This window comes from Micromonospora inositola (assembly GCF_900090285.1).
GTDB classification, from domain to species: domain Bacteria; phylum Actinomycetota; class Actinomycetes; order Mycobacteriales; family Micromonosporaceae; genus Micromonospora; species Micromonospora inositola.
On the sequence record NZ_LT607754.1, the window covers coordinates 2,647,161 to 2,668,137 of the forward strand.

The following is a 20,977-nucleotide window of genomic DNA, read 5'->3' on the forward strand; positions in this document are numbered from 1 at the left end:
CGCCGGAACCGCCACCAGTTGTGTCGAGACGACGATAAGTAGGGATTGAAGTGGCCGCCGCAGACGCGCTCGCCAACGTACGCAACATCGGCATCATGGCCCACATCGATGCCGGCAAGACCACGACCACCGAGCGGATCCTGTTCTACACCGGTATCACGTACAAGATCGGTGAGGTCCACGAGGGCGCTGCCGTCATGGACTGGATGGAGCAGGAGCAGGAGCGTGGTATCACCATCACCTCCGCTGCCACCAAGTGTGAGTGGAAGGGCCACACGATCCAGATCATCGACACGCCCGGTCACGTCGACTTCACGGTCGAGGTCGAGCGGTCGCTGCGGGTGCTGGATGGTGCGGTTGCGGTCTACGACGGTGTCGCCGGCGTGGAGCCGCAGACGGAGAACGTCTGGCGTCAGGCCGACAAGTACCACGTCCCCCGGATGTGCTTCGTCAACAAGCTCGACCGGACCGGCGCCGACTTCTTCCGCTGTGTGCAGATGATGATCGACCGGCTCAACGCCACTCCGCTGGTGCTCCAGATCCCGATCGGGCTCGAGGGTGACCACATCGGTGTCGTGGACCTGATCGAAATGAAGGCGCTCACCTGGCGCGGGGAGACCCAGAAGGGTGAGGACTACGCCATCGAGGAGATTCCGGCCGAGCTGGCCGACTCCGCGGCCGAGTGGCGCGAGAAGCTGGTGGAGACCCTGGCCGACGTCGACGACTCGGTGATGGAGAAGTACCTGGAGGGCGAGGAGATCTCCGTCGTGGAGATCAAGGCCGCCATCCGGCGCGCCACCATCGCCAGCAAGGCCAACCCGGTGCTCTGCGGCTCGGCGTTCAAGAACAAGGGCGTTCAGCCCATGCTCGACGCCGTGGTCGACTTCCTGCCGTCGCCGCTGGACGTCCCGGCCATCGAGGGCACCGCCACCGACGGTGAGACCCCGATGCAGCGGAAGCCGTCGAAGTCCGAGCCGTTCTCGGGCCTGGCCTTCAAGATCCAGACCGACAAGCACCTCGGCAAGCTCACCTACGTCCGGGTCTACTCCGGCACGGTCGAGACCGGTACCCAGGTGGTCAACTCCACCAAGGACCGCAAGGAGCGGATCGGCAAGATCTACCAGATGCACGCCAACAAGCGGGAAGAGCGTGGCTCTGCCCAGGCTGGCGACATCATCGCGGTGCAGGGCCTCAAGCAGACCACCACCGGCGACACGCTCTGCGACCCGGCGAACCCGGTCATCCTGGAGTCGATGACCTTCCCGGAGCCGGTCATCGAGGTCGCGATCGAGCCGAAGACCAAGGCCGACCAGGAGAAGCTCAGCACCGCCATCCAGCGGCTGGCCGAGGAGGACCCGACCTTCCGCGTCAAGCTGGACGAGGAGACCGGTCAGACGGTCATCTCCGGCATGGGCGAGCTGCACCTGGACATCCTGGTCGACCGGATGCGCCGCGAGTTCAACGTCGAGGCGAACATCGGTAAGCCGCAGGTGGCGTACCGCGAGACGATCCGCCGCAAGGTGGAGAAGATCGAGTACACCCACAAGAAGCAGACCGGTGGTTCCGGCCAGTACGCCCGCGTGATCGTGAGCATCGAGCCGCTGCCGCTGGACAACGACTCGCCGACCTACGAGTTCGCGAACGCCGTCACCGGCGGCCGCATCCCCCGGGAGTTCATCCCGTCGGTGGACGCGGGCGCCCAGGACGCCATGCAGTACGGCATTCTCGCCGGCTTCCCGCTGGTGGGTGTCAAGCTGACGCTGCTGGACGGCCAGTACCACGAGGTCGACTCGTCGGAAATGGCATTCAAGATCGCCGGCTCGATGGTGATGAAGGAGGCGGCCCGCAAGGCCGACCCCGCGCTGCTCGAGCCGATGATGGCCGTTGAAGTCACCACTCCGGAGGAGAACATGGGTGACGTCATCGGCGACCTCAACTCCCGCCGCGGCATCATCCAGGCGATGGAGGAGCGCAGCGGCGCCCGCATCGTCCGGGCTCTGGTGCCGTTGTCGGAGATGTTCGGCTACGTCGGCGACCTGCGGTCGAAGACCCAGGGCCGGGCTAGCTACAGCATGCAGTTCGACTCCTACGCCGAGGTTCCGCAGAGCGTGGCGAAGGAGATCATCGCCAAGGCGACGGGTGAGTGACGCTCACCTGAGCTGATCCGATGGTCCGAGGCTGGTCGCGGGAGGGTGCTTCCCGCCCGCGGCCACCTCGATCGGGTTGCGTGAGACCGGGCCTGTAGGCTTCATCGCCGCAGAACCCACAAAAGCGCTCCGGCCGCCAGGCCGGAACGGCTGTCGACAGAGTCCTAAGCGCCGACCGGCGCGCCGGGGCGAACGAACCAAGAAGTCCACAGGAGGACACCAGTGGCGAAGGCTAAGTTCGAGCGGACTAAGCCGCACGTCAACATCGGCACCATTGGTCACATCGACCACGGTAAGACGACGCTGACGGCGGCCATCACCAAGGTCCTGCACGACAGGTATCCGGATGTCAACCCCTACACGCCGTTCGACGAGATCGACAAGGCGCCGGAGGAGAAGGCCCGCGGTATCACGATCTCGATCGCACACGTCGAGTACCAGACCGAGGCGCGGCACTACGCACACGTCGACTGCCCCGGTCACGCCGACTACATCAAGAACATGATCACCGGTGCCGCGCAGATGGACGGCGCGATCCTGGTGGTGGCGGCGACCGACGGCCCGATGCCGCAGACCCGCGAGCACGTGCTGCTGGCCCGACAGGTCGGCGTGCCCTACATCGTCGTGGCGCTGAACAAGAGCGACATGGTCGATGACGAGGAGCTGCTCGAGCTCGTCGAGCTCGAGGTCCGCGAGCTGCTGTCGGCGCAGGAGTACCCGGGCGACGACCTGCCGGTCGTGCGCGTCTCGGCGCTGAAGGCGCTCGAGGGCGAGCCGGAGTGGACCGACCGGCTCATGGAGCTGATGAACGCGGTTGACACTGCGATTCCGCAGCCCGAGCGGGAGACCGAGAAGCCGTTCCTCATGCCGATCGAGGACGTCTTCACGATCACCGGTCGTGGCACGGTCGTCACCGGTCGCGCCGAGCGCGGCATCCTCAAGCCGAACGAGGAGGTGGAGATCGTCGGCATCCGTGAGAAGTCGATGAAGACCACCTGCACCGGCATCGAGATGTTCCGCAAGCTGCTCGACGAGGCCCGCGCGGGTGAGAACGTCGGTCTGCTGCTGCGTGGCATCAAGCGCGAGGACGTCGAGCGCGGCATGGTGGTCGTCAAGCCGGGCACCAGCACCCCGCACACCGAGTTCGAGGCGACGGTCTACATCCTCTCCAAGGAGGAGGGCGGCCGGCACACCCCGTTCTTCCAGAACTACCGTCCGCAGTTCTACTTCCGGACCACGGACGTCACCGGCGTCGTCACGCTGCCCGAGGGCACCGAGATGGTAATGCCGGGCGACAACACCACGATGACCGTGAAGCTGATCCAGCCCATCGCGATGGAGGACAACCTCAAGTTCGCGATCCGGGAGGGTGGCCGTACGGTCGGCGCGGGTCGCGTCACCAAGATCATCAAGTGAGCTGGGTAACCCCGATTAGCGCGGCCGTCAGTCGTACGGCATACTAGTCAGGTTGCGTAACGACGGTTAGTCGCCCGCGTCCGGTGAATACTGGACCTCCGGAAGACGAGCAGTCGCGCGCAGGGTGGTTGATCGCCACTGGGCGGTCAACCACCCTCGCACGGCGTCCAGGTCGCGGAGACGCGATCGGCGCCATGACCCACCGCATGGTCAGAGAATCGCTCCGGAGCCTCGGGGCGGAGCCTGGTCCGAGGGCGCGACACGCCCGACCGCGGGGGTCGGCGAAGTGGGGCTCTACCAGCCGGTATGGGCGCCCGCAACACAGCGGCATCGAGAGAAGGAACAGAAGCCACCATGGCGGGACAGAAGATCCGCATCCGGCTCAAGGCCTATGACCACGAGGTCGTCGACTCCTCGGCTCGGAAGATCGTCGAGACGGTGACGCGCACCGGGGCGCAGGTCGCAGGCCCGGTGCCGCTGCCCACGGAGATCAACCGTTTCTGCGTCATCCGCTCGCCGCACAAGTACAAGGACTCGCGCGAGCACTTCGAGATGCGTACGCACAAGCGTCTGATCGACATCATCGACCCGACCCCGAAGACGGTCGACTCGCTCATGCGCCTCGACCTGCCGGCTGGCGTCGACATCGAGATCAAGCTGTAGGGACCGGACAAATGGACAGGCAAGTCAAGGGGATCCTGGGCGCAAAGCTCGGCATGACCCAGGTCTGGGACAACAACCGCGTTGTTCCGGTGACCGTGGTTCAGGCCGGCCCCTGCGTCATCAGCCAGGTTCGTAACGCCGACAAGGACGGTTACTCAGCGGTCCAGCTGGCGTACGGCACGATCGACCCGCGCAAGGTCAAGAAGCCGATCAGCGGGCACTACGCGAAGGCAGACGTGGCGCCGCGCCGGCACATCGTCGAGCTGCGCACCGCGGACGCCGCGGACTACTCGCTGGGCCAGGAGGTCACGGTCGAGGAGTTCCCCGCCGGGATCTCGATCGACGTGACCGGCAAGACCAAGGGCAAGGGCTACGCCGGCCCGATGAAGCGGCACGGCTTCCACGGTCTGCGCGCCAGCCACGGTGTCGAGCGCAAGCACCGCTCGCCCGGCTCCATCGGCGCCTGCGCCACCCCGGGTCGGGTCTTCAAGGGCACCCGGATGGCCGGCCGGATGGGTGGCGTGCGCTACACCGTTCAGAACCTGACCGTTCAGGCGGTCGACACCGAGAACAACCTCCTGCTCGTCCGTGGTGCCATTCCCGGCCCCAAGGGCGCGCTGGTCCTGGTCCGTACCGCGGCCAAGACCAAGGCGAAGAAGGGCGGTGCGGCCAAGTGACCACCGTTGACGTCCTCACCGTCGAAGGCGCCAAGAGCGGCTCTGTCGAGCTGCCCGGCGACATCTTCGACGTCCAGGCCAACGTCGCGCTGATGCACCAGGTCGTGGTGGGTCAGCTCGCGGCCGCCCGGCAGGGCACGCACAAGGTCAAGACCCGCGGCGAGGTCGCCGGTGGCGGCAAGAAGCCGTACAAGCAGAAGGGCACCGGTCGTGCCCGGCAGGGCTCGATCCGCGCTCCGCAGTTCGCCGGCGGTGGCGTGGTGCACGGCCCGGTCCCGCGCGACTACAGCCAGCGCACCCCGAAGAAGATGAAGGCCGCCGCCCTGCGTGGCGCCCTCTCCGACCGGGCGCGCGCCGGCCAGGTGCACGTCGTCGAGGCGTTCGTCTCGGGCGAGAAGCCGTCGACCAAGGCCGCGCTGGCCGCGCTGGCCAAGTTCACCGAGGCCCGTCGGGTCCTGGTCGTGCTGAGCAGCACCGACGAGCTGAACTGGGTGTCGCTGCGCAACGAGCCGCGGGTGCACCTGATCGAGGCCGGCCAGCTCAACACGTACGACGTGCTGGTGGCCGACGACGTGGTCTTCACCAAGGACGCCCTGGACGAGTTCCTGGGTGTTCCCGCCGAGACCACCGAGGAGGGTGGCAAGTGAGCACGATCGCCGATCCGCGCGACATCATCGTCGCGCCGGTCGTCTCGGAGAAGAGCTACAGCGAGCTGAACCGGAACTGGTACACCTTCCTGGTGCACCCGGACGCGAACAAGACCGAGATCAAGATCGCTATTCAGCAGATCTTCGACGTCCGCGTTCTGACGGTCAACACGCTCAACCGTCAGGGCAAGCGCAAGCGCACCAAGACCGGCTTCGGTCAGCGCAAGGCCACCAAGCGGGCGATCGTGAAGCTGGCTGACGGAGACCGTATCGAGGCCTTCGGCGGCCCGGTCAGCTGAGGGGTGTAGACAATGGCTATCCGTAAGTACAAGCCGACGACGCCGGGCCGTCGTGGCTCCAGCGTCGCCGACTTCGCCGAGATCACCCGGTCGACGCCGGAGAAGTCGCTGCTGGCTCCGCTGCCGAAGAAGGGCGGGCGTAACGCCCACGGCCGGATCACCACGCGGCACCACGGTGGCGGCCACAAGCGCCAGTACCGTCTGATCGACTTCAAGCGGGTCGACAAGGACGGCGTGCCGGCGAAGGTCGCCCACATCGAGTACGACCCGAACCGCACCGCGCGGATCGCGCTGCTGCACTACGCCGACGGCGAGAAGCGCTACATCATCGCGCCGAAGGACCTGAAGCAGGGCGACGCTGTCGAGTCCGGTCCGGGCGCCGACATCAAGCCGGGCAACAACCTGCCGCTGCGCAACATCCCGGTCGGTACCACCATCCACGCGGTGGAGCTGCGTCCGGGCGGCGGGGCCAAGATGGCCCGCTCGGCCGGCGTCGGCATCCAGCTGCTGGGCCGTGAGGGCGCGTACGCGACCCTCCGCATGCCGTCCGGTGAGATCCGGCGGGTCGACGTTCGTTGCCGCGCCAGCATCGGCGAGATCGGCAACGCCGAGCAGTCGAACATCAACTGGGGCAAGGCCGGCCGGATGCGGTGGAAGGGCAAGCGCCCGACTGTCCGTGGTGTCGCGATGAACCCGGTCGACCACCCGCATGGTGGTGGTGAGGGTAAGACCTCCGGTGGTCGCCACCCGGTCAACCCGCAGGGTAAGCCCGAGGGCCGCACCCGTCGTAAGGGCCAGCCGAGTGACCGGCTGATCGTCCGCCGCCGCTACGCCACGCGTAAGCGCGGCTGAGGGAGATAGAACATGCCTCGCAGCCTTAAGAAGGGCCCGTTCGTCGACGACCACCTGCTCAAGAAGGTGGAGACGCAGAACGACAAGGGCTCGAAGAACGTCATCAAGACCTGGTCGCGGCGCTCGACGATCATCCCGGAGATGCTGGGTCACACGATCGCCGTGCACGACGGACGCAAGCACGTCCCGGTGTTCGTGACCGAGGCGATGGTCGGGCACAAGCTCGGCGAGTTCGCGCTGACCCGCACGTTCAAGGGTCACGAGAAGGACGACCGGAAGAGCCGTCGGCGCTGACGCCGCGGGCATACGGATAGAGGAACAAGGGGTTACAGCGATGCCAGGAAAGGGCGACGCTCCGGTGCTTCCGGGCGCGCGGGCGGTTGCGCGGCACGTGCGCATCTCGCCGACGAAGGCGCGCCGGGTGGTCAACCTCGTCCGCGGCCTGCCCGCGAAGGAGGCGCTCACGGTGCTGCAGTTCGCGCCGCAGGCGGCGAGCGAGCAGGTGTACAAGGTGCTCGCGAGCGCGATCGCCAACGCGGAGAACAACGAGCGGCTGGACCCCGATGCGCTGCTCGTCAGCGAGGCGTTCGTCGACGAGGGCCCGACCATGAAGCGGTTCCGGCCGCGGGCGCAGGGCCGGGCGTACCGGATCCGCAAGCGCACCTGCCACATCACCATGGCGGTCGAGGCGGTGGCTCCGGCCACGCCGAAGAAGTCCGCGGCGGCGAAGAAGGCGGCCCCGGCGAAGCAGGCCGAGCCGGCTGACACGCAGAGCAAGACGGAGGGCGCCGAGTAATGGGTCAGAAGGTTCACCCCACTGGATTCCGGCTCGGCATCTCGACCGACTGGAAGTCCCGTTGGTTCGCGGACAAGCTCTACAAGGACTACATCGGCGAGGACGTCAAGATTCGCCGGATGATGTCCAAGGGCCTGGAGCGGGCCGGCATCTCGAAGGTCGACATCGAGCGCACCCGGGATCGGGTCCGCGTCGACATCCACACCGCCCGGCCGGGCATCGTCATCGGCCGTAAGGGTGCGGAGGCCGACCGGATCCGCGGCGAGCTGGAGAAGCTCACCGGCAAGCAGGTGCAGCTGAACATCATCGAGGTGAAGAACCCCGAGTCGGACGCGCAGCTGGTCGCCCAGGGTGTGGCCGAGCAGCTGTCCAGCCGGGTCAGCTTCCGTCGGGCGATGCGCAAGTCGATGCAGTCGGCCATGAAGAACCCGGTCTGCAAGGGCATTCGGGTCCAGGTCTCGGGTCGTCTCGGCGGCGCCGAGATGAGCCGGACCGAGTTCTACCGCGAGGGCCGCGTCCCGCTGCACACGCTGCGGGCGAACATCGAGTACGGCTTCTTCGAGGCCCGTACCACCTTCGGCCGGATCGGCGTGAAGGTCTGGATCTACAAGGGCGACTTCGTCCCGGGCCGGGAGGCTCCGGCTGAGACCGGTCCCGCCCGCCCGCGTCGTGACCGTGGCGACCGCCCCGAGCGTCCGCGCCGTGGTCGGTCGGGTTCGTCGGGCACCACCGCCGGCGGCACCGAGGCCGGCCGGGCCGCCGCGACCACGATCGCGCAGCAGGCCGAGACGCCGAGCGGCGAGCCGGTTGACGCCGGCGCTGTCGCCGCGGCCGCGACGGCTCCGGCCGCCACGCAGCCGGCAGAAACGCAGCAGGAGGGCTGACAGATGCTGATGCCGCGCAAGCCCCCGAAGGGCTTCCGCAAGCCGCACCACCCGGACCGCCACGGCGCGTCCAAGGGTGGTAACCGGGTGGTGTTCGGCGAGTTCGGGATCCAGGCTCTCGAGCCGGCGTACGTGACCAACCGCCAGATCGAGTCGGCGCGTATCGCGATGACCCGCCACATCAAGCGTGGCGGCAAGGTCTGGATCACGATCTTCCCGGACCAGGCGCTGACCAAGAAGCCGGCCGAAACCCGGATGGGCTCCGGTAAGGGTTCGCCCGAGTGGTGGGTCGCGAACGTCAAGCCGGGGCGGGTTCTCTTCGAGATGTCCTTCCCCAACGAGCAGATCGCGCGAGAGGCTATGCGTCGCGCGATCCACAAGCTCCCGATGAAGTGCCGCATTGTTACGCGCGAAGTGGGTGAATCCTGATGGCAGCGGGCGTTAAGGCCACCGAGCTGCGTGAGCTCTCCGAAGAGGAGCTGGTCACGAAGCTGCGGGAGGCCAAGGCGGAGCTGTTCAACCTCCGCGTGCAGGCCGCGACCGGGCAGCTGGACAACAACCGACGGCTGCAGGTCATCCGTCGGGAGATCGCCCGGATCTACACGATCATGCGTGAGCGCGAGCTGGGGCTCTCGGCCGCGCCGACTGAGGTGACTGCATCATGAGCGAGAACACCACCGCCGCCGCCGCGCGGGCCCGCCGCAAGGTGCGTGAGGGCCTCGTGGTCAGCGACAAGATGGACAAGACCGTCGTGGTCGAGGTCGAGGACCGGGTCAGGCACGCGCTGTACGGCAAGATCATGCGCCGGACCAGCAAGCTGAAGGTGCACGACGAGCAGAACTCCGCCGGGATCGGCGACCGGGTCATCATCATGGAGACCCGGCCGCTCTCCGCCACCAAGCGTTGGCGGCTCGTGGAGATCCTCGAGAAGGCCAAGTAGCGAAGGCTCGAGCTCGGCCGGCAAGGTCGGGCGCAGGTTCCGCCAGGCTCCGGCCGCCTCCGGGCGGCCGGAGAACCGGCAGACATAGGAGATAGACGTGATTCAGCAGGAGTCGCGACTGCGCGTCGCCGACAACACGGGTGCCCGGGAGATCCTGTGCATCCGGGTTCTCGGTGGCTCCGGTCGGCGCTACGCGAGCATCGGCGACGTCATCGTGGCCACGGTCAAGGACGCGATCCCCGGTGCCGGTGTGAAGAAGGGCGACGTCGTCAAGGCTGTCGTCGTTCGCACCGCCAAGGAGAGGCGGCGGCCGGACGGCTCGTACATCCGCTTCGACGAGAACGCCGCCGTCATCATCAAGGACGGTGGGGACCCGCGCGGTACCCGTATCTTCGGCCCGGTGGGTCGGGAGCTGCGGGACAAGCGGTTCATGAAGATCATCTCTCTCGCGCCGGAGGTGTTGTGACCGTGAAGGTCAAGAAGGGCGACACGGTCGTCGTCATCGCCGGCAAGGACAAGGGTGCCAAGGGTAAGGTCATCATGGCCTACCCGCGGCAGGACAAGGTCCTGGTCGAGGGCGTGAACCGGGTCAAGAAGCACACCCGCATCAGCACCACCCAGCGTGGCGCCAAGACCGGTGGCATCGTCACCCAGGAGGCCCCGATCCACGTCTCGAACGTGCAGGTCCTGGACTCCGAAGGGAAGCCGACCCGGGTCGGTTACCGGATCGACGACAACGGCCAGAAGGTCCGCATCGCGCGTAGCACCGGTAAGGACCTGTGATGACCACGGCTACCGAAACCAAGACCATGCCGCGCCTCAAGGAGCGGTACCGCAACGAGATCGTGGCCGAGCTGCAGAAGCAGCACAACTACGGCAACCCCATGCAGGTGCCGCGGTTGGTCAAGATCGTCGTCAACATGGGTGTCGGCGAGGCCGCTCGGGACGCCAAGCTGATTGACGGCGCCGTCCGCGACCTGGCCACCATCACCGGCCAGAAGCCGCAGGTGCGGCGGGCGACCAAGTCCATCGCGCAGTTCAAGCTGCGTGAGGGCATGCCGATCGGCGCGAAGGTGACCCTGCGCGGCGACCGGATGTGGGAGTTCATGGACCGGCTGCTGTCCATCGCGCTGCCGCGTATCCGCGACTTCCGCGGCCTGGACGGGCGCAAGCTCGACGGGCACGGCAACTACACGTTCGGTCTGACCGAGCAGTCGGTGTTCCACGAGATCGACCAGGACCGGATCGATCGCCAGCGGGGCATGGACATCACGGTGGTCACGACCGCCACGACCGACGACGAGGGCCGGGCGCTGCTCAAGCTCCTGGGCTTCCCGTTCAAGGAGAACTGAGATGGCCAAGAAGGCGCTGATCATCAAGGCGGCCGCGAAGCCGAAGTTCTCGGTTCGCGCGTACACCCGCTGCCAGCGGTGCGGGCGTCCGAAGGCGGTCTACCGCAAGTTCGGGCTCTGCCGGGTGTGCCTCCGGGAGATGGCCCACCGCGGTGAGCTGCCCGGCGTGTCCAAGGCTTCCTGGTAATAGCTCAGCGCGCTCTGCGCGTTGGCTGAACTGTCTCTTCGCCGTAGGCCCCGGGCGATGCCCGGGGAACCCCGGCGAGAAAGGTTGACGAATTCATGACGATGACCGACCCGATCGCAGACATGCTCACGCGTCTGCGTAACGCCAACCAGGCGTACCACGACCGGGTGACGATGCCCTACTCGAAGATCAAGGCGAACCTCGCCGAGGTCCTCAAGGCCGAGGGTTACATCGCCACCTGGTCGGTCGAGGAGCCCGAGGAGGGCGCCGTCGGCAGGCGACTGGTCGTCGAGCTGAAGTACGGCCAGAACCGGGAGCGGAGCCTGGCCGGCATCAAGCGCGTGTCCAAGCCCGGTCTGCGGGTTTATGCCAAGTCGGACGGGCTCCCGCGGGTGCTCGGCGGGCTGGGCGTGGCGATCATTTCGACGTCCCAGGGGCTGCTCACCGACCGGCAGGCCCGCAAGCGGAGCGTTGGCGGGGAAGTCCTCGCCTTCGTCTGGTAACGGGAGACAGGTAGAAATGTCGCGTATTGGACGTAAGTCGATCCCGGTACCAGCCGGCGTCGACATCATGATCGAGGGCCAGACCGTGAAGGTCAAGGGACCCAAGGGCGAGCTGAGCCACGTCCTCGCCGAGCCGATCAAGGCGGAGCGGGGCGAGGACGGCGCGCTGCACGTCAACCGGCCCAACGACGAGCGCAAGGCCAAGGAGCTCCACGGCCTGAGCCGTACGCTGGTCGCCAACATGATCGTCGGGGTGACCGAGGGCTACCGCAAGAGCCTCGAGATCGCCGGCACCGGTTACCGCGTCACCGCCAAGGGCAAGGACCTGGAGTTCGCGCTCGGGTTCTCGCACCCGGTGCTGGTCCCCGCCCCGGACGGCATCACCTTCACGGTGGAGCGGCCGACCCTGTTCCACGTGGCCGGCATCGACAAGCAGCAGGTCGGCGAGGTCGCCGCCAACATCCGGAAGATCCGCCCGCCGGAGCCCTACAAGGGCAAGGGCGTGAAGTACCAGGGCGAGGTCATCCGCCGCAAGGCTGGAAAGGCAGGTAAGAAGTGAGCGCCACGCTGCTCAAGCGCCGCCGCGGCGTCGCCGCCAAGCGCGCCGTCGGGCGTGCGCGCCGACACTTCCGGGTCCGCAAGAACATCAGCGGCACCACCGAGCGTCCCCGCCTGGTCGTCACCCGCTCCCTGCGGCACATCGTCGCCCAGATCGTGGACGACACCAAGGGTCACACCCTGGCGTCGGCCTCGAGCCTGGACGCCTCGCTGCGCGGCGCCGAGGGCGACAAGAGCGCCCTGGCCGGCAAGGTCGGCGCCCTGCTTGCCGAGCGGGCCAAGGCCGCCGGCATCTCGAAGGTCGTCTTCGACCGCGGTGGCAACCGGTACGCGGGGCGGGTCGCCGCGCTTGCCGACGCCGCCCGCGAAGCCGGGCTCGAGTTCTAGAAACCCCGTCACGAGAGATAAGGAAGGCTGCTGATGCCAGGTCAACAGCGCCGTGGCGGCGGGTCCGGTGGCAACGAGGGTGGTCGCCGCGACAACCGCCGTGAGGGCGGCCGCGGAAACGCGCCCGCCGAGAAGACCCCGCACCTCGAGCGGGTCGTCGCGATCAACCGCGTCGCCAAGGTCGTGAAGGGTGGTCGTCGCTTCAGCTTCACCGCCCTGGTGATCGTGGGCGACGGCGACGGCACCGTCGGTGTGGGCTACGGAAAGGCCAAGGAGGTGCCCGCGGCTATCGCCAAGGGTGTCGAGGAGGCCAAGAAGCACTTCTTCAAGGTGCCGCGGATCGGCCAGTCGATCCCGCACCCGGTGCAGGGCGAGGCCGCGGCCGGTGTGGTGCTGCTCAAGCCGGCCTCGGCCGGTACGGGCGTCATCGCCGGTGGTCCGGTGCGTGCCGTGCTGGAGTGCGCGGGCATCCACGACGTGCTCTCCAAGAGCCTCGGCTCGTCCAACCCGATCAACATCGTGCACGCCACGGTGGCGGCGCTGAAGGGGCTCGAGTCCCCGGAGGCCGTCGCGGCCCGTCGTGGTCTGCCGGTCGAGGACGTCGCGCCGGCCGCCATGCTGGCGTCGCGGGCGGGGGTGGCTTCCTGATGGCTCGCCTGAAGGTCACCCAGGTCCGGTCCGAGATCGGGACCAAGCAGAACCAGCGTGACTCGCTGCGTTCGCTCGGTCTCAAGCGGATCAACGACGTGGTGGTCAAGGAGGACCGTCCGGAGATCCGCGGCATGATCTTCACGGTCAACCACCTCGTGAAGGTCGAGGAGGTCGAGTAATGACGATCAAGGTCCACCACCTGCGCCCGGCGCCCGGTGCCAAGACCGCGAAGACCCGCGTGGGTCGCGGTGAGGGCTCCAAGGGCAAGACCGCCGGTCGCGGTACCAAGGGTTCGAAGGCCCGGAAGAACATCTCGGCGGCGTTCGAGGGTGGGCAGATGCCCATCCACATGCGTCTGCCGAAGCTGAAGGGCTTCAAGAACAAGTTCAAGGTCGTCTTCCAGGTGGTCAACCTGGACCGGCTCGCCGAGCTCTTCCCGAACGGCGGCCAGGTCGGCCCCGTCGAGCTGGTCGAGGCCGGCGCGGTCCGCAAGGGCCAGCCGGTCAAGGTCCTCGGCACCGGCGACCTCGGCGGGGTGGCCCTCCAGGTGTCGGCGCACGCGTTCAGCGCGTCGGCCAAGGAGAAGATCACCGCCGCCGGTGGCTCGGTCACCGAGCTGTAAGGCAGAGGTACCCGTGGCGCCCGCTCAGTTGTCTGCGACTGGGCGGGCGCCGTGGTCTACCCGGCCCGTGTGCGCCGGGTAACATCGGATTCGGTTTATGTAGCCGGGCACGTCTGCCCGGACCGGGAGCGGGCTGTTAGAGTCCCATCCCAGCTATGGATATCGGGCACTCGCCCGGCACCCACCCCGACCCGCCAGGGATCACCGGCGGCCCGCCTCGCGCAGGAGGAAGAAGTTGCTGTCCGCCTTTCTCAGTGCGTTCCGTACGCCTGACCTGCGCAAGAAGCTGCTGTTCACAGTAGGCATCATCGCGGTCTACCGGATGGGCGCCACGCTGCCCAGCCCGGGTGTCTCGTACGGCAACGTGCAGAAGTGCCTCGACACCATCCAGGGCAGCGGCACCGGCGTGCTGAACCTGCTGGACCTCTTCTCCGGCGGCGCGCTGCTGCAGCTCTCGGTCTTCGCGCTGGGCATCATGCCCTACATCACCGCGTCGATCATCCTGCAGCTGCTGACGGTGGTCATCCCGCGGCTGGAGCAGCTCCGCAAGGAGGGCCAGGCCGGCCAGGCGAAGATCACCCAGTACACCCGCTACCTGACGCTGGGCCTGGGCATCCTCCAGTCCTCGGCGTTCGTGGCGCTGGCCCGCTCCGGGCAGCTCTTCCAGAACAGGTGCGACCAGTTCCCGATCGTCCCCAGGGGCACCGGGATCCCGGACTGGCTGACCCTGACCATCCTGGTCATGACGATGACCGCCGGCACCGGCGTGGTGATGTGGCTCGGTGAGCTGATCACCGACCGGGGCGTCGGCAACGGCATGTCCGTGCTGATCTTCACCTCGATCGCAGCCCGGCTGCCCAGCGAGGGCTGGAAGATCAAGACCACCAAGGGCTGGGGGATGTTCGCCCTGGTGATCGTGCTGGTCCTGCTGGTCATCACCGCGGTCACCTTCATCGAGCAGGCGCAGCGCCGGATCCCGGTGCAGTACGCCAAGCGCATGATCGGCCGGCGGATGTACGGCGGCACCTCCACCTACATCCCGCTCAAGGTGAACCAGGCCGGTGTCATCCCGGTCATCTTCGCCTCGTCGCTGCTCTACCTGCCGACGCTCGCGCTCCAGTTCTTCAGCCAGACCAACCCGGGCAAGACCCAGGCCTGGATCCAGAACCACATCGTGAAGGCGAGCGCGCCGGAGCACATCGCGATCTACTTCCTGCTGATCATCTTCTTCACGTACTTCTACGTGTCCATCACGTTCAACCCGACCGAGGTCGCGGACAACATGAAGAAGTACGGCGGCTTCGTGCCGGGCATCCGCCCCGGCAAGCCGACCGCCGAGTACCTCGACTTCATCCTCAGCCGGATCACCCTGCCGGGCGCGCTCTACCTGGGCATCATCGCGATCCTGCCGAACTTCTTCTTCATCTGGTTGGACAACCAGCAGTTCCAGAACTTCCCATTCGGCGGCACCGCTGTGCTCATCATGGTCGGCGTCGGTCTGGAGACCGTGAAGCAGATCGAGAGCCAACTCATGCAGCGGAACTACGAAGGGTTCCTGCGGTAGATGCGACTCGTTCTGGTTGGCCCGCCGGGCGCGGGCAAGGGCACACAGGCGGAGTTCATCGCCGCCCACCTGTCGGTGCCGAAGATCTCGACCGGTGACATCTTCCGGGCCAACGTCTCCCAGGGCACGCCCCTGGGAGTTGAGGCCAAGCGGTACATGGACGCCGGCAAGCTGGTCCCGGACGAGGTCACCATCAACATGGTGCGGGACCGGCTCGCCGAGCCGGACGCCGCCGAGGGCTTCCTGCTCGACGGCTTCCCGCGGACCACGCCGCAGGCCGCCGCGCTGGACAAGCTCCTCGCCGACCTCGGCACCGCGCTGGACCTGGTGCTGGAGCTGGTCGTCGACGACGACGAGGTGATCCGGCGGCTCTCCGGCCGGCGGACCTGCCGGGGCTGCGGCAAGATCTGGCACGTCGAGTTCGACGCGACCACCCGCGAGGGCGTCTGCGACCGCTGCGGCGCCGAGCTGTTCCAGCGCGACGACGACAAGCCGGAGACGATCGCCGCCCGCCTCCGGGAGTACGCGGAGAAGACCGCGCCGCTGGTCGACTACTACGGCGCCCAGGGCAAGCTCGTCGGCATCGACGCGACCGGGCCGGTGGAGGATGTCACCGTCCGCGCAATCGACGCCCTGCGCTCGTACGGCGGCTGACGGCCCGCCGGGTCTCCGGCGGATAGAGTGCGAACAGCGGGGTACGTCCGACGTGCCCCGCTGTTCCGCGCGACGAAAGGTAACGGCTCCGATGCGTCGTCCCCAGCTGGACATCCAGCTGAAGACTCCAGACCAGATCGAGAAGATGCGGGCCGCCGGTCTGGTGGTCGCTCGTGCGCTGCGTCTGATGCGGGAGGCGGTAGCCCCCGGGGTCAGCACCGCCGACCTCGACGCCATCGCCGAGTCGACCATCCGCGAGGCCGGCGCGACCCCGTCGTTCAAGGGCTACCACGGCTTCCCGGCGTCCATCTGCTCCTCGGTCAACGAGCAGGTCGTGCACGCGATCCCGTCGTCGCACCAGGTGCTCCGCGAGGGGGATCTGATCTCGATCGACTGCGGCGCGGTGCTGAACGGCTGGCACGGCGACGCCGCCATCACCGTCGGAGTCGGCGAGGTCGACCCGGCCCTGCTGAAGATGGCCGCGGTCGCCGAGGACGCGATGTGGGCCGGAATCGCCGCCGCCGCCCGGGGCGCGGCGAGCGGCAAGGGGCGGCTCACCGACATCTCGCACGCGGTGGAGAACGCGGTCCGCAAGGGGGGCCGGTACGGCATCGTCGACGGGTACGGCGGGCACGGCATCGGCACCGAGATGCACCAGGACCCGCACGTGCTCAACCACGGGCGGCCGGGCAAGGGTCCTCACCTCGTCCCCGGGCTGGCGCTGGCGATCGAGCCGATGATCACCATGGGCTCCCCGCGCACCGTGGAGCTGGCCGACGGCTGGACCGTGGTGACCCGGGACGGGTCGATGGCGGCGCACGTCGAGCACTCGATGGCGCTGCTGGACGACGGCGTCTGGGTGCTGACCGCCGAGGACGGCGGCCGAGCCCGCCTCGGCGAACTGGTCACCGCTCGCCAGTCGGCCGACTCCCCGGCCCGTTGACCCGTCGGGTCGGCTGAGCGCGGGCGGGCGTCCACGGCGACACCTTCGGGCCGCTTCGTTCCCGTTGTCCGGGTATCCGGCTGTGGCCGCAGCGGCCCGCCGGCGAACGGGTGGCGGGCCGGTGGCATGCTTGCCGCCATGGAGGGGCGGGACGGGATGCGGGCGGCCGACGCGGATCGGCAGCAGACGGCGGAACGGCTCCGGGTCGCGCTCGAAGAGGGCCGGATCGACCTGTACGAGTACGACGAGCGGCTGCAGCGGGCCTACGGGGCCAAGACGTACGGGGAACTGGGCCAGGTGCTGGCCGATCTGCCCGGACCGGCGCCGCTGGAACGCTCGGCGCTGGCTCCGCGGCAGCCGGGCCCGGCCGACGTCGCCGCGCCCGGGCCGGTGCCGCCGCCGGCCGCGCCGGCGTCCGGGCCGGTGCCGTCCGGCGCCCGGACCGGCTGGCTGTTCGAGGTGTGGATGCCGTGGCTGCGGGTCGCGGCGATCCTGACCGCGATCTGGGTGCTGTCCGCCGTCGGCGCCCGGGAACTGGTCTTCTACTGGCCGGTCTGGGCGCTCGGGCCGTGGGGCGCGCTGCTGTTGATGCGGACGGCGGGCGGCCTGGCGACCGGTGAGCCTCGACACCGGCACGACCGGCGGGAGCGCCGCCGGGCCCGCCGGGCGGGGGAGCGGTAGCGTCGTCGCTCGTCAGGGCGCGGATCCGCGCCGGGTGTCCGGTTTCCCCGGGCGGGTGACCTGCGGGGCGGCCGGTTTGGCGACGGCCCGCGGGCGGGCGTACACTTTCTGATCGGCGCACAGCGTCCACTCCGGCATGCCCACCCTGCGCTTCGGTGGGAGTCGGAGCCGCGGCTGGCTCGGGCCCGGCGATTCTCGTCGGAGCCTGTGTAAGACGTTGTGGGCCGTCCGGAGTAACCGACGTCAGGACAGCGGAGGACATGCCGAAAAAAGACGGAGCCATCGAGATCGAGGGTCGGGTCATCGAGCCCCTGCCGAACGCCATGTTCCGGGTGGAGCTCGCGAACGGTCACAAGGTGCTGGCTCACATCAGCGGCAAGATGCGGCAGCACTACATCCGCATCCTGCCGGAGGACCGGGTCGTCGTCGAACTCTCGCCGTACGACCTGACCCGCGGGCGCATCGTCTACCGCTACAAGTAAGCCTGACGACGGCCGGGAACGTCCCCGTGTCCGTCTTCGACGTCCGGCGTCGCGCGTCGTCGCGCCTCCGGGCCAGATGGGAAGTAAGGCAACCGTGAAGGTCAAGCCGAGCGTCAAGAGGATCTGCAACAACTGCCGGGTTATTCGCCGGCACGGCCGGGTCATGGTCATCTGCAGCAGCGACCCGCGCCACAAGCAGCGCCAGGGCTGAACCAGTCCCACCGGTCGTGACACGGCCGGTCGGATCGGCCCGGGTGTCGTAGATCCCGACAGCACACCACCAGCTCGTCCCAGCCGCGAGCGGTACGCAGCGCGTACTGGATCGTGGTTGACCCCCGGTCGGAGGCCGGGGCCCGCTCGGGCAGCGACCGATCCCGGTCGCCGGCGCTGACAGCGTCGGAAGGACAGGGACGGCCGGTAGCGGGGTGGGACGGGTCCACACCTCCGCCACAACATCACGAGGAGTACGCCCGCACATGGCACGTCTAGCCGGCGTGGATCTCCCCCGCGAGAAGCGGATGGAGATCGCGCTCACCTACATCTTCGGGGTCGGTCGTACCCGCGCCCTGGAGACGCTCGCCGCCACCGGCATCTCGCCGGACAAGCGCGCTCGGGACCTCACGGACGAGGAGCTGGTCCAGCTCCGCAACCACATCGAGGGCAACTACAAGGTAGAAGGCGACCTGCGCCGCGAGGTCGCCGCTGACATCCGCCGCAAGGTCGAGATCGGCTGCTACGCGGGTATCCGGCACCGCCGGGGCCTGCCCGTTCGTGGCCAGCGGACCAAGACCAACGCGCGGACCCGGAAGGGCCCGAAGCGGACCGTCGCCGGCAAGAAGAAGCCCGGCAAGAAGTAACTAGGAGCGCACAGACTTATGCCACCGAAGGCTCGTGCCGGAGCCGCCGTCAAGAAGGTCCGGCGCAAGGAACGCAAGAACGTCGCCCACGGGCAGGCGCACATCAAGAGCACCTTCAACAACACCATCGTGTCGATCACGGACCCGACCGGTGCGGTCATCTCCTGGGCCTCCGCCGGCCAGGTCGGCTTCAAGGGCTCGCGCAAGTCGACCCCGTTCGCCGCGCAGCTGGCCGCCGAGGCCGCCGCGCGTCGGGCGATGGATCACGGCATGCGCAAGGTCGACGTGTTCGTCAAGGGCCCCGGCTCCGGCCGGGAGACCGCCATCCGTTCGCTGCAGGCCGTCGGGCTGGAGGTCGGGCAGATCTCCGACGTCACCCCGCAGCCGCACAACGGGTGCCGTCCGCCGAAGCGTCGCCGGGTCTGAGAGGTAGAGAGAGATGGCTCGTTACACCGGTGCTGACTGCCGCCGTTGCCGGCGGGAGAAGATGAAGCTGTTCCTCAAGGGCAGCAAGTGCGATGGTCCGAAGTGCCCGTTCGAGTCCCGGCCGTTCCCGCCCGGACAGCACGGCCGCGGCCGCACCAAGGAGACGGAGTACCTGCTCCAGCTCCGTGAGAAGCAGAAGGCCCGCCGCGTCTACGGCGTGCTGGAGAAGCAGTTCCGCGGTTACTACGAGGAGGCCGTGGGCAAGCAGGCCAAGACCGGTGAGGTCCTCCTGCAGATCCTCGAGTCGCGGCTGGACAACGTGGTCTACCGGGCCGGCTTCGCCACCTCCCGGGACATGGCCCGCCAGCTGGTCAAGCACGGCCACTTCACCGTGAACGGCAAGAAGGTCGACATCCCGTCGTACCGCGTCAAGGAGCACGACATCATCGAGGTCCGGGGCAAGAGCAAGGAGCTCACCCCGTTCATCGTGGCGCAGGCTCAGGCCGGCTCCAAGAGCGTTCCGGCGTGGCTCGAGGCCATCCCCAGCCAGATGAAGGTTCTCGTGCACTCGCTCCCGGCCCGCCAGGTGATCGACACCCAGGTCCAGGAGCAGCTGATCGTCGAGCTCTACTCCAAGTAAGGGCTCGTTGCGGTGGCCCGCCCCCGGTGGGCGGGCCACCGGAACAGTTTGTGTCGTGGGCGTCATATAGCGGGCGTCCCGGAAGAGAAGAGAAGAAATGCTCATCAGCCAGCGACCGTCTCTCTCCGAAGAGTCGATCAACGAGACCCGCTCCCGGTTCACCATCGAGCCGCTGGAGCCGGGCTTCGGCTACACCCTGGGCAACTCGCTGCGTCGTACGCTGCTGTCGTCCATCCCGGGCGCGGCGGTCACCTCGATCAAGATCGACGGTGTGCTGCACGAGTTCACCACGATCCCCGGTGTCAAGGAGGACGTGGTCGAGCTCGTCATGAACATCAAGGAGCTCTGCGTCAGCTCCGAGCACGACGAGCCGGTCAGCATGTACCTGCGCAAGCAGGGCCCGGGCGACGTGACCGCCGGTGACATCCAGCCCCCGGCCGGTGTCTCGGTGCACAACCCGGACCTGAAGCTCGCCACCCTGAACGGCAAGGGCCGGCTCGACATGGAGCTGACCGTCGAGCGGGGCCGGGGCTACGTCACGGCCGCGCAGAACAAGCAGGCCGGCGCCGAGATCGGCCGGATCCCGGTCGACTCGATCTACTCGCCGGTGCTCAAGGTGACGTACCGCGTCGAGGCGACCCGCGTCGAGCAGCGGACCGACTTCGACCGGCTGATCATCGATGTCGAGACCAAGCCGTCGATGGGCCCGCGTACCGCGCTGGCCTCGGCCGGCTCGACGCTGGTGGAGCTCTTCGGGCTGGCCCGGGAGCTGGACGAGACCGCCGAGGGCATCGACATCGGGCCGTCCCCGCAGGACGCCCAGCTGGCGGCGGACCTGGCTCTGCCGATCGAGGAGCTGGACCTCACCGTCCGCTCCTACAACTGCCTCAAGCGCGAGGGCATCAACTCCGTTGGTGAGCTCATCGGGCGTACCGAGGCCGACCTCCTCGACATCCGGAATTTCGGTCAGAAGTCGATCGACGAGGTCAAGATGAAGCTCGCCGGGATGGGTCTCGGGCTGAAGGACTCGGCTCCGAACTTCGACCCGGCGCACGTCGTGGACGCCTTCGGCGAGGCCGACTACGACACCGACGACTACCGCGAGACCGAGCAGCTCTAGTCCGCGCTGCCGCCACACCTGAGGAGCAC

At 68.0% G+C, this 20,977-nt stretch carries 33 protein-coding genes; all 33 read left to right on the forward strand.

Annotated elements, in window-relative coordinates:
• Window positions 1-50: 50 nt before the first annotated feature.
• A complete protein-coding gene (gene fusA / locus GA0070613_RS12720) occupies window positions 51-2,147 on the forward strand; it encodes an elongation factor G (protein ID WP_089012496.1) in 2,097 nt (698 codons plus the stop codon).
• Between the two features lie 222 nt (window positions 2,148-2,369).
• On the forward strand, window positions 2,370-3,563 hold the full coding sequence (gene tuf, locus GA0070613_RS12725; RefSeq protein WP_089012497.1) for an elongation factor Tu: 1,194 nt from the start codon (window positions 2,370-2,372) through the stop codon (window positions 3,561-3,563).
• A gap of 354 nt (window positions 3,564-3,917) precedes the next feature.
• A complete protein-coding gene (gene rpsJ / locus GA0070613_RS12730) occupies window positions 3,918-4,226 on the forward strand; it encodes a 30S ribosomal protein S10 (RefSeq protein WP_007073037.1) in 309 nt (102 codons plus the stop codon).
• An 11-nt stretch (window positions 4,227-4,237) separates the two neighbouring features.
• Window positions 4,238-4,903, forward strand: a complete 666-nt coding sequence (gene rplC / locus GA0070613_RS12735; RefSeq protein ID WP_089012498.1) for a 50S ribosomal protein L3 — start codon at window positions 4,238-4,240, stop codon at window positions 4,901-4,903.
• Window positions 4,900-5,550 carry a 50S ribosomal protein L4 gene (rplD, locus tag GA0070613_RS12740; RefSeq protein WP_089012499.1) on the forward strand — a complete coding sequence of 217 codons (651 nt, stop codon included), beginning with the start codon at window positions 4,900-4,902 and terminating at the stop codon, window positions 5,548-5,550. The genes rplC and rplD overlap by 4 nt, the downstream gene beginning before the upstream one ends.
• Window positions 5,547-5,849 carry a 50S ribosomal protein L23 gene (rplW, locus tag GA0070613_RS12745; RefSeq protein WP_088998352.1) on the forward strand — a complete coding sequence of 101 codons (303 nt, stop codon included), beginning with the start codon at window positions 5,547-5,549 and terminating at the stop codon, window positions 5,847-5,849. Before rplD ends, rplW begins: the two co-directional genes overlap by 4 nt.
• A 12-nt stretch (window positions 5,850-5,861) precedes the next feature.
• A complete protein-coding gene (gene rplB / locus GA0070613_RS12750; protein WP_089012500.1) occupies window positions 5,862-6,701 on the forward strand; it encodes a 50S ribosomal protein L2 in 840 nt (279 codons plus the stop codon).
• A 12-nt stretch (window positions 6,702-6,713) separates the two neighbouring features.
• The gene (gene rpsS / locus GA0070613_RS12755; RefSeq protein ID WP_007073032.1) at window positions 6,714-6,995 is read left to right on the forward strand and encodes a 30S ribosomal protein S19; all 282 of its coding nucleotides are present in this window, start codon (window positions 6,714-6,716) and stop codon (window positions 6,993-6,995) included.
• Between the two features lie 40 nt (window positions 6,996-7,035).
• Window positions 7,036-7,497: a 50S ribosomal protein L22 gene (gene rplV / locus GA0070613_RS12760; protein WP_089012501.1), complete on the forward strand. Its 462-nt coding sequence runs from the start codon at window positions 7,036-7,038 to the stop codon at window positions 7,495-7,497.
• Window positions 7,497-8,381 (forward strand): 30S ribosomal protein S3, encoded by an 885-nt coding sequence (gene rpsC / locus GA0070613_RS12765; RefSeq protein WP_089012502.1) that lies wholly within the window; start codon window positions 7,497-7,499, stop codon window positions 8,379-8,381. The genes rplV and rpsC overlap by 1 nt, the downstream gene beginning before the upstream one ends.
• A gap of 3 nt (window positions 8,382-8,384) precedes the next feature.
• Window positions 8,385-8,810: a 50S ribosomal protein L16 gene (gene rplP / locus GA0070613_RS12770; protein ID WP_073834927.1), complete on the forward strand. Its 426-nt coding sequence runs from the start codon at window positions 8,385-8,387 to the stop codon at window positions 8,808-8,810.
• Window positions 8,810-9,046, forward strand: a complete 237-nt coding sequence (gene rpmC, locus GA0070613_RS12775) for a 50S ribosomal protein L29 (RefSeq protein WP_007465283.1) — start codon at window positions 8,810-8,812, stop codon at window positions 9,044-9,046. Before rplP ends, rpmC begins: the two co-directional genes overlap by 1 nt.
• Window positions 9,043-9,321 carry a 30S ribosomal protein S17 gene (rpsQ, locus tag GA0070613_RS12780; protein ID WP_089012503.1) on the forward strand — a complete coding sequence of 93 codons (279 nt, stop codon included), beginning with the start codon at window positions 9,043-9,045 and terminating at the stop codon, window positions 9,319-9,321. Before rpmC ends, rpsQ begins: the two co-directional genes overlap by 4 nt.
• Before the next feature lie 97 nt (window positions 9,322-9,418).
• Window positions 9,419-9,787: a 50S ribosomal protein L14 gene (gene rplN / locus GA0070613_RS12785; RefSeq protein WP_007465279.1), complete on the forward strand. Its 369-nt coding sequence runs from the start codon at window positions 9,419-9,421 to the stop codon at window positions 9,785-9,787.
• Window positions 9,784-10,104 (forward strand): 50S ribosomal protein L24, encoded by a 321-nt coding sequence (rplX, locus tag GA0070613_RS12790; protein ID WP_172875805.1) that lies wholly within the window; start codon window positions 9,784-9,786, stop codon window positions 10,102-10,104. The genes rplN and rplX overlap by 4 nt, the downstream gene beginning before the upstream one ends.
• Window positions 10,104-10,673 carry a 50S ribosomal protein L5 gene (gene rplE, locus GA0070613_RS12795; protein WP_089012504.1) on the forward strand — a complete coding sequence of 190 codons (570 nt, stop codon included), beginning with the start codon at window positions 10,104-10,106 and terminating at the stop codon, window positions 10,671-10,673. The genes rplX and rplE overlap by 1 nt, the downstream gene beginning before the upstream one ends.
• A 1-nt stretch (window position 10,674) precedes the next feature.
• Window positions 10,675-10,860: a type Z 30S ribosomal protein S14 gene (locus GA0070613_RS12800; RefSeq protein WP_074314593.1), complete on the forward strand. Its 186-nt coding sequence runs from the start codon at window positions 10,675-10,677 to the stop codon at window positions 10,858-10,860.
• A gap of 95 nt (window positions 10,861-10,955) precedes the next feature.
• On the forward strand, window positions 10,956-11,363 hold the full coding sequence (rpsH, locus tag GA0070613_RS12805; RefSeq protein ID WP_089012505.1) for a 30S ribosomal protein S8: 408 nt from the start codon (window positions 10,956-10,958) through the stop codon (window positions 11,361-11,363).
• 16 nt (window positions 11,364-11,379) lie between these two features.
• Window positions 11,380-11,922, forward strand: coding sequence for a 50S ribosomal protein L6 (gene rplF, locus GA0070613_RS12810; protein ID WP_089012506.1), 543 nt, complete (start codon window positions 11,380-11,382; stop codon window positions 11,920-11,922).
• On the forward strand, window positions 11,919-12,308 hold the full coding sequence (rplR, locus tag GA0070613_RS12815) for a 50S ribosomal protein L18 (protein ID WP_089012507.1): 390 nt from the start codon (window positions 11,919-11,921) through the stop codon (window positions 12,306-12,308). Before rplF ends, rplR begins: the two co-directional genes overlap by 4 nt.
• A gap of 33 nt (window positions 12,309-12,341) precedes the next feature.
• Window positions 12,342-12,956: a 30S ribosomal protein S5 gene (gene rpsE / locus GA0070613_RS12820; protein ID WP_089012508.1), complete on the forward strand. Its 615-nt coding sequence runs from the start codon at window positions 12,342-12,344 to the stop codon at window positions 12,954-12,956.
• Window positions 12,956-13,138 carry a 50S ribosomal protein L30 gene (gene rpmD, locus GA0070613_RS12825; protein WP_012015110.1) on the forward strand — a complete coding sequence of 61 codons (183 nt, stop codon included), beginning with the start codon at window positions 12,956-12,958 and terminating at the stop codon, window positions 13,136-13,138. The genes rpsE and rpmD overlap by 1 nt, the downstream gene beginning before the upstream one ends.
• Window positions 13,138-13,581 carry a 50S ribosomal protein L15 gene (gene rplO, locus GA0070613_RS12830; protein WP_089012509.1) on the forward strand — a complete coding sequence of 148 codons (444 nt, stop codon included), beginning with the start codon at window positions 13,138-13,140 and terminating at the stop codon, window positions 13,579-13,581. Before rpmD ends, rplO begins: the two co-directional genes overlap by 1 nt.
• Before the next feature lie 235 nt (window positions 13,582-13,816).
• Window positions 13,817-15,145: a preprotein translocase subunit SecY gene (gene secY, locus GA0070613_RS12835; RefSeq protein ID WP_089012510.1), complete on the forward strand. Its 1,329-nt coding sequence runs from the start codon at window positions 13,817-13,819 to the stop codon at window positions 15,143-15,145.
• Window positions 15,146-15,799: an adenylate kinase gene (locus GA0070613_RS12840; protein WP_089012511.1), complete on the forward strand. Its 654-nt coding sequence runs from the start codon at window positions 15,146-15,148 to the stop codon at window positions 15,797-15,799.
• Window positions 15,800-15,890: 91 nt separating this feature from the next.
• A complete protein-coding gene (map, locus tag GA0070613_RS12845; RefSeq protein ID WP_089012512.1) occupies window positions 15,891-16,742 on the forward strand; it encodes a type I methionyl aminopeptidase in 852 nt (283 codons plus the stop codon).
• 138 nt (window positions 16,743-16,880) lie between these two features.
• The gene (locus tag GA0070613_RS12850) at window positions 16,881-17,423 is read left to right on the forward strand and encodes a DUF1707 SHOCT-like domain-containing protein (RefSeq protein WP_231929765.1); all 543 of its coding nucleotides are present in this window, start codon (window positions 16,881-16,883) and stop codon (window positions 17,421-17,423) included.
• Between the two features lie 260 nt (window positions 17,424-17,683).
• The gene (gene infA / locus GA0070613_RS12855; RefSeq protein ID WP_007073013.1) at window positions 17,684-17,905 is read left to right on the forward strand and encodes a translation initiation factor IF-1; all 222 of its coding nucleotides are present in this window, start codon (window positions 17,684-17,686) and stop codon (window positions 17,903-17,905) included.
• 94 nt (window positions 17,906-17,999) lie between these two features.
• Window positions 18,000-18,116, forward strand: coding sequence for a 50S ribosomal protein L36 (rpmJ, locus tag GA0070613_RS12860; protein WP_089012514.1), 117 nt, complete (start codon window positions 18,000-18,002; stop codon window positions 18,114-18,116).
• Between the two features lie 265 nt (window positions 18,117-18,381).
• Window positions 18,382-18,762, forward strand: a complete 381-nt coding sequence (rpsM, locus tag GA0070613_RS12865) for a 30S ribosomal protein S13 (RefSeq protein ID WP_089012515.1) — start codon at window positions 18,382-18,384, stop codon at window positions 18,760-18,762.
• An 18-nt stretch (window positions 18,763-18,780) separates the two neighbouring features.
• A complete protein-coding gene (gene rpsK / locus GA0070613_RS12870) occupies window positions 18,781-19,188 on the forward strand; it encodes a 30S ribosomal protein S11 (protein WP_076466649.1) in 408 nt (135 codons plus the stop codon).
• 13 nt (window positions 19,189-19,201) lie between these two features.
• Window positions 19,202-19,828: a 30S ribosomal protein S4 gene (gene rpsD, locus GA0070613_RS12875; protein WP_089012516.1), complete on the forward strand. Its 627-nt coding sequence runs from the start codon at window positions 19,202-19,204 to the stop codon at window positions 19,826-19,828.
• 97 nt (window positions 19,829-19,925) lie between these two features.
• On the forward strand, window positions 19,926-20,948 hold the full coding sequence (locus GA0070613_RS12880; protein WP_007073009.1) for a DNA-directed RNA polymerase subunit alpha: 1,023 nt from the start codon (window positions 19,926-19,928) through the stop codon (window positions 20,946-20,948).
• The last annotated feature ends 29 nt before the right edge of the window (window positions 20,949-20,977 follow it).